The organism is Rothia sp. HMSC068F09, from assembly GCF_001812775.1.
Classification (GTDB): Bacteria; Actinomycetota; Actinomycetes; order Actinomycetales; family Micrococcaceae; genus Rothia; species Rothia mucilaginosa_A.
On sequence record NZ_KV810409.1, the window covers coordinates 63988 to 70779 of the forward strand.

The 6792-nt window shown below is 59.4% G+C and carries 4 protein-coding genes; 2 read left to right on the forward strand and 2 right to left on the reverse strand.

Annotated elements, in window-relative coordinates:
• Window positions 1-412: 412 nt before the first annotated feature.
• Window positions 413-2497 carry a glucose PTS transporter subunit IIA gene (locus tag HMPREF2874_RS00275; RefSeq protein WP_070648332.1) on the forward strand — a complete coding sequence of 695 codons (2085 nt, stop codon included), beginning with the start codon at window positions 413-415 and terminating at the stop codon, window positions 2495-2497.
• A gap of 167 nt (window positions 2498-2664) precedes the next feature.
• Window positions 2665-3675: a dihydrodipicolinate synthase gene (locus HMPREF2874_RS00280; RefSeq protein ID WP_070648573.1), complete on the forward strand. Its 1011-nt coding sequence runs from the start codon at window positions 2665-2667 to the stop codon at window positions 3673-3675.
• A gap of 156 nt (window positions 3676-3831) precedes the next feature.
• Here the strand turns inward: HMPREF2874_RS00280 and HMPREF2874_RS00285 are convergent, their stop codons facing one another.
• Both HMPREF2874_RS00285 and HMPREF2874_RS09425 read right to left on the reverse strand, forming a co-directional pair.
• Complete coding sequence (locus tag HMPREF2874_RS00285) at window positions 3832-5535, reverse strand: ABC transporter family substrate-binding protein (protein WP_070648334.1); 1704 nt, start codon at window positions 5533-5535, stop codon at window positions 3832-3834.
• A gap of 267 nt (window positions 5536-5802) precedes the next feature.
• On the reverse strand, window positions 5803-6792 hold a 990-nt coding region (locus HMPREF2874_RS09425), incomplete at its 5' end, for an ABC transporter substrate-binding protein (RefSeq protein ID WP_246823726.1).

Below are 6792 nucleotides of genomic sequence, written 5' to 3' on the forward strand. Positions count from 1 at the left end.
GTTGGCTCGCCCGAGTGACCCGCCCGGGGGTCGCATCCATTTGCGGAAATTTTTAACAGCTTCTGGGAGTTTCCTGTATCCATCTTGCCCTGAACCTGGGAAAACCCTTAAAGTTACAGGGAACTATTGAGAAGGGGTATCCCTCTCTTAACAGGATTGTTACTGGATTGGCAGGCAAGACCTGAGCGACTCAACACCATAGCGGTAGTGTAGCTTCCGGCGCGTAGCCGGTGGTCGCGCCGTATCGCTGTACCCGTACGGGGCATCCGCCCCGACCGTCGGTTGAGAGCGCTCGGGTCTTTTGTGTTTTTGGGAAGCTTTTTGCGCGTAGCGCGGCTGTTTTCCCACCCCCACCCGGCCGTCCGGATTTCACCCTGTGCATAGACTTTGACCGCATATCTAAGGAAGTATCGTGAACAACCGCGAACTTGGCGAGAAGATTCTCGACGGCCTCGGCGGCCCCGAGAACATCTCGCACATGACGCACTGCGCGACCCGCCTGCGTGTGACCCCCGTGTCGAACGAGGCCGTGCAGAACGAGAAGATTAAGTCCCTGCCCGGCGTGCTCACCGTGATTGAGCAGTCCGGCCAGACCCAGGTGGTGCTGGGTGACCGCGTTGAGGCCGTGTACAACGAGATTAACGCGCTGCCCTCCATGTCGAAGCATGCTGAGAGCGAGGCTCCGGCAGAGTCTAATGGCAAGAAGGCCGGCTGGCTCACCAACGTCTTCGACGTTCTGTCTGACTCCTTCCGTCCGCTGCTGTGGGCCCTGCTGGGTACCTCGATGATTCTGACCCTCATCGTGTTCCTGCAGCAGCTGGGCTTCTTCGGCCAGTACACCGACCTGACCGGTCAGACCGTGAACGTCGACATCGTCAACGGCGCGCGCCTGTCTGACCCCGAGGCTGCTAAGGCTCTGAACAACCAGTGGATGCAGCAGTACGCCTTCTGGTACATCCTGAAGGCCGCTTCGCTGTCGGTGCTGAACTTCATGCCCATCATGCTGGGTGCTACCGCCGCTAAGCGTCTTGGCGCGAACATGTGGGTTGGTGCGGCTATCCCCGCCGCTCTGATGACCGGTACCTTCACCGATCTGACCGCTCTGGCTGACCCCGCCACCAAGATTCTGAACGTTCCGTTCTTCGGTCTGGATCTGCCGCTGTACGCGTTCAGCTACACCGGCCAGGTCTTCCCGCCGCTGCTGGCTGTTGCTCTGCTGGCTCCGCTGGAGCGCTTCCTGAAGAAGGTTATTCCTTCGATGCTGCAGATGGTGTTCGTGCCGATGATTTCGGTGATGATCCTGGTTCCGCTGACCGTATTCCTGGTGGGCCCGATTGGTATCGGTGTGGCTATGGGCATCTCTGACTTCCTGAAGATGATTAACGATGTGGCTCCCGGTGTTGTGGGTGCCCTGATTGCCGGCCTGTACCTGTTCATGGTTCCGCTGGGCCTGCACTGGCCGCTGAACGCCGTGATGATTAACAACCTGCAGACCATGGGTACCGACTTCATTCAGTCCCCCATGGGTGCGTACAACTTCGCCGTGTTCGGCCTCGTGACCGGTGTGGCTATCCGCGCCAAGAAGGACCGCGAGCTGCGCCAGACCGCTATCGGTGCGTCGATGTCCGGTCTGCTGGGCGGTATTTCTGAGCCGTCCATGTACGGTGTTGTGCTCCGTTACAAGCGCGTGATTCCGATTATTCTGGTTCCCGCTGTGATCGGTGGTGCGACCATTTCGATGCTGGGCGTTAAGTCCTACGCCTTTGCGTTCACCTCGCTGCTGTCGATTCCGGCTATGCAGCCCTCGTACCTGTACGTGATTGGCCTGGCTATTGCCTTCTTCGGCGCGATGGCCGGTGTGCTGGTCTTCGGTTACGAGTCGAAGGACGACGCCGCTAAGCACGCCGCTCAGCGTGCGAAGGAAGAGGCTGCTGAGGCTGCCGCTGCTCCCGCCGAGAAGAAGGTGGAGAAGAAGGCCGAGGAGGCTCCCAAGGCTGAGGCTGCCGCTCCTGCCGCCGCGGCTCCCGCTGCAGCCGGTGAGGTCATTGAGCTGCACGCCCCGATTGAGGGTACCGCCGTTGCTCTGTCTGATGTTCCGGACCCGATTTTCGCGGCTGGCAAGCTGGGCGAGGGTGTGGCGATTGAGCCGACCGGCACCACTGTTGCTGCTCCCGCAGCCGGTAAGGTTGCCGCAACCTACCCCTCGGGCCACGCTGTGGGCCTGAAGCTGGAGAACGGCATTGAGCTGCTGATTCACGTTGGTCTGGATACCGTGAACCTTGATGGTAAGGGCTTCAGCGTGAAGGTTGCCAAGGGCGATGTTGTTGCCGCCGGCGACACTCTGATTGAGTTCGATCCCGAGGTCATCAAGGAGGCGGGTTACCCGCTGATTACCCCGGTGATTGTCACCAACACCCGCAAGTTTGCTGAGGTGAAGGGTCTGCCGGGCGTTGCTCACCAGAACCTGAGCACCGTCCTGAAGGTGACCACTAAGTAGTTCGCTTTCTGAGGCTCTAAGGGGCCCCGCCATCGTGGCGGGGTCCCTTTCCTTATACCCTAATTTCGACACGGTCCAACGTTGGTATACCCACTGGCGGGGGGGTATTTCTGCTAGTGTGATAACAAGTTCAACAAGGAAGTTCTCACGTGATAGGGAGTACGATGATGTCTTCTGAGACTATGGTGTGGGAAGAGCGGCAAAAAGAGTTACTCGCTCTTTCTCCTTTTCGGCGGCTGATGCGCCGGCTCAACCTTGAGGCGCTCGTCTACGATTCCCCGCCGTTCCCGGTTCTGCTGCGTAAACTCTCCGTGCTGGTTCCCGCGTTCCTTCTGTGGTGGGTTATCTATGAGCCGCACCGGCTTGCCTCTTCCGCCCGTCTCCCCGAGGGTGCTCACGCTATTACGCTGCTCCCCGGAGCCTGGGGTAACCCCTCCACGGGGGCTTACGGCGGTCTTCCTGAGCTGCCCGGCGTCCTCTTGCGCTGGGTGCTGTGCATCGCGGCAATGGTAGCCGTTATTCATCTCTGGGGCGTTAGGGCAAAGGGTCAAAGCTTCACCATTCCTCGGGATGCGCGTTCACGGCTGATTGCGCTGATGCAGGCTCTCGGCATTTTCGGTGCCTTCGCGCTGGTGGTCTGGATTGAATACATGATGACTCCGCTAACCCTCATGTTTGAAACCGTGTACGCGGGCCCGACCGCAGCCTATAGCGGCGATGGCGTGATACCCCTGCATCTGTTCCTGTCTTCGTCGTTGAGCGCTATTTTCCTGGGCTACTTTTGCGTAAACATTCTTGCCTCACTGAATATCCCCGGTTACCTGGGCATCCCCGCAATTATCTACGTGGGGGCTCTCCCCTGGGCTCACGCGGAGCGGCATCAGGTCACGTTGGCACTCGCGTGGGTCATTGCGGTAACGCTGGTGAGCTGGCTGGTGCGCGGCATGTGGGGTACCCCGATAGCTTGCGCTGGATATTCTCTATGGATTGTGCTGGTCGCAACCAGCAGCGCTCCTTTTGATCTGCCAGCTAATATGAGCCGTGTCCTCGTGATTTTGGGTTTCCCGCTGGTCTTTATCGTCGCTGGAGGCGGCATCTACCGCATCTTCTATCTGCGGCAGAACCCGAACCTGTTGAGGTACCTGCAGGAGCGTTCCCTATACATGGGCGAGTGGTAGCGGCGGGTGTGGGCTCTCCTCCTCCACTTTTTGTAATTACATAGGCCCCGAAAGAGCACAGAAAAATCCCGGGCGCTCTCTTGCGAGAGCACCCGGGATTCTGCGTCCTACAGGATGACTAGAGCATTACCTGAAACGGTATTACTCTCGCCTACTCTATTCCTGCCAGCCGACGTTGACCCAGTAGTCAGCACTGGTGTAGCTCTGCTTGAACAGGGACGGACCGTAGTTCGCAACCTTTGCCTTCACAGCGGCGTACATCGGGCCGTTACCGTAGGGCAGGTACACAGCGACCTTCTCGTAGTAGAGCTTCTCCGCTTCGTTGGCGATCTTGATGCGCTCGTCATCGTTCTCGGTGTTCTGCAGCTTCTCGATGAGCTTATCGACTTCGGGGTCACCGACTCCGAACACCTCGGTGGTGAAGAAGTAGGGTGCGGAGGAAGCCAGGTCGGGCAGAACGCCCCAACCGGTGAAGATTGCCTCGTAGCTCTTCTGGCCGAGCACGGAGTTGGAGTTCGACTGAGGCTGGTTGTCGGAGCTCAGGCGGATACCTGCGGACTTCAGCTGCTGCTCCAGGATCTGGTAGACAGCCTGGTAGACAGCTTCGGAACCGAAGGAGGTCAGGGCAAAGCCAGCAACCTTGCCGTCCTTAGCGTAGTAGTCGCCGGACTTGGAGTAGCCTGCAGCCTCCAGAATCTTGGCGGCTGCCTGAGCGCCAGACTCGCCCTCGTAGTTGTTCTGGTAGCCCTTCTGGAACGGCATCGCGATGATGGAGCCGGGCAGCGGCTCGGTCCAGCCGAGCTGCGAGAAGTATGCCTTAGCAATCTGCTCGCGGTCCACAGATGCAAGGATTGCGCGGCGCAGTGCCAGGTCCTCGATGCGCTTGGGGTTCAGCTGAATAATGTTGACGTTGGTGTTCTGGCCCTGGCGAATCTCGGTGCCTGCCTGGCCCTTCACAGCGTTGTAGCTGGTTGCACCCACGAAGGTGAAGGCGTCCAGTTCGCCGTTCTTGAAGCTTGCACGGATTGCGTCGGAGTCCATCTGACGCCAGATGATGCGGTCCAGCAGAGCCGGGGTGCCCCACCACTTGTCGTTCTTGACCAGGGTGAGCACCTTCTGGGAGGAGTTCCACTCGCCAATCTTGAAGGGGCCTGCCCAGTACTGGTCGAGGGGCTTGTCGACAAAGCCGTCATTGAAGAGGTTGACGTCTTCCAGAGCGGGGTGAATCGCGAAGGCGCACAGACCCTCGGAGGGGTAGTACGGGGTCTTCATGGTGACCTTAACGTGGCGGTCGTCGCCGTCCACGGCCTCGATGCTCTCAACCTGCTGCCACATCTGGTTATCGGTGATGTGGTAGGGGTTGTCGGTGACTGCGCTGTAGACCTTCCACATTGCACGCACGGCGTTCACGTCGATGGGGGTGCCGTCGTTGAAGGCAGCCTTGGGGTTGATCTTGAAGGTTGCGGTCTGCACACCGTCGACGGTCTCGGTCTTGTGTTCGGTGCAGAACTCGGGGTTGAGGGTACCGTTACCGTCGGGGCTCATGGTGTAGAAGCCCATCACGGCGGGAATGTTGCAGGGTGCCAGTGCGTCCAGGTTGCTGGAGGTGTAGCCGCTCTGGGTCTGCAGGTTGAAGTTCGGGCCCAGGGCGGTAGCCGCGAGGGTCAGGGTACCGCCCTGCTTGAGGGAGGAACGGTCCTGCTTGTTGATCTGAAGGTTCTTCAGAATGTCTTCGGCGTTGTTAGAGGCGCTACCGCCAACCTTTTCCTTGGAGCCACCGCAGGCAGCCAGTAGACCAACGGTGCCGAGGGCGACGCTACCGGTCAGGAGGGTACGGCGGGAGACAGAAAGGCTCGTCATTGAAATTCTCCTAGAATATTCGCAGTGTTGCGGAAGGCCTCGTCGCATACGGTGCGCCTCGGGCTTCCTCCGGACGAGGCCTCGACGGGGAGGACATTCGACCGGGTGTGAGCGGACAGCTCACTTCGTTTTAAGTATATCCTCGCCGACCCCATCTAAAACGCTGAAAGCGGCGTGCTCCAGAAGGTTTTAATCCTTCTGTAACACGCCGCTGTAGCGCTTTTACCCCTTATGGAGTGTGTGAGCGGTGCTCAACGCTTAAGATTTTTACTTCTCCCAACCGACGTTGATCCACACGTTCGGGTTGTAGTAGGGCAGCCCGAAGAGCATCGGGCCGTAGTTCGCCAGGCCCTTACGGCACGCCTTGAAGTTCGGGCCGTTGTGGGTGGGCACGTAGATGGCGACCTCGTCCAGGTGGCGCTTCTCCAGCTCGTTCATGATCTTGAGCTGTTCCTTCGGGTCCTCGGTAGACATCATGGTGGCTGCGAGCGAGTCCAGGTCCTTGCCGTGACCGTTGTTGGTCTCGGAGATGTAGAAGTAGTTCGCTGCATCCACCGGGGAGGTGGTGATGCCGTAGCCGCCGGTCTTAATCGCGAAGTTCTTCGAGGAGATGATGCTCGACATTTCGGAGGCACCGTGGTTCTCGATGGTCAGCTCGATGCCAATCTCCTTCATCTGCTGGACCAGGAACTGCGCGGTGGAGCTGACGACCGGATCGCTACCGAAGGTAATGACCGGGTAGGAAGCCTTGGTTCCGTCCTTGGCGTAGTAGTCGCCGCTCTTGGTGTAGCCCGCATCCTCAAGAATCTTGGTGGCGACATCCTTGCCGAGCTTGGTCGGGTAGTTGTCCTGGTAGCCCTCCTGCATGGGCAGCATGCACATGGAGCCGGGCAGGGTTTCCTTCCAGCCGAGCTTCTCGTAGCGCAGCTTCTGCAGCTGCTCACGGTTGAGGGCTGCCACGAATGCGCGGCGGACGGGCAGGGGCACCTTTTCGGGGTTGATTTCGTAGTTGCCAACACTCAGGGCGCTACCCTTGCGGATGTCGGTGTTTGCCACGCCGGAGAGCTCGTTGTAGGAGCTGAGGGTGCTGGCGTCCGCGTAGTCGATTTCGCTGTTCTTGTAGGCTGCCTGCTCTGCCTGGGAGCTCATTTCACGCCAGGTGATGCGCTCGAGGGCGGGCTTGGTGCCCCACCACTTCTCGTTGCGGACGACGGTGAGCACCTTGGAGGAGGAGTTCCACTCGCCCACCTTGAAGGG

What these genes read in the sequence shown, in the direction of transcription:
- HMPREF2874_RS00280 (WP_070648573.1), top strand. Translation starts at nt 2,665, where the DNA reads ATGTCTTCTGAGACTATGGTGTGGGAAGAGCGGCAAAAAGAGTTACTC.
- HMPREF2874_RS00285 (WP_070648334.1), bottom strand. Translation starts at nt 5,535, where the DNA reads ATGACGAGCCTTTCTGTCTCCCGCCGTACCCTCCTGACCGGTAGCGTC.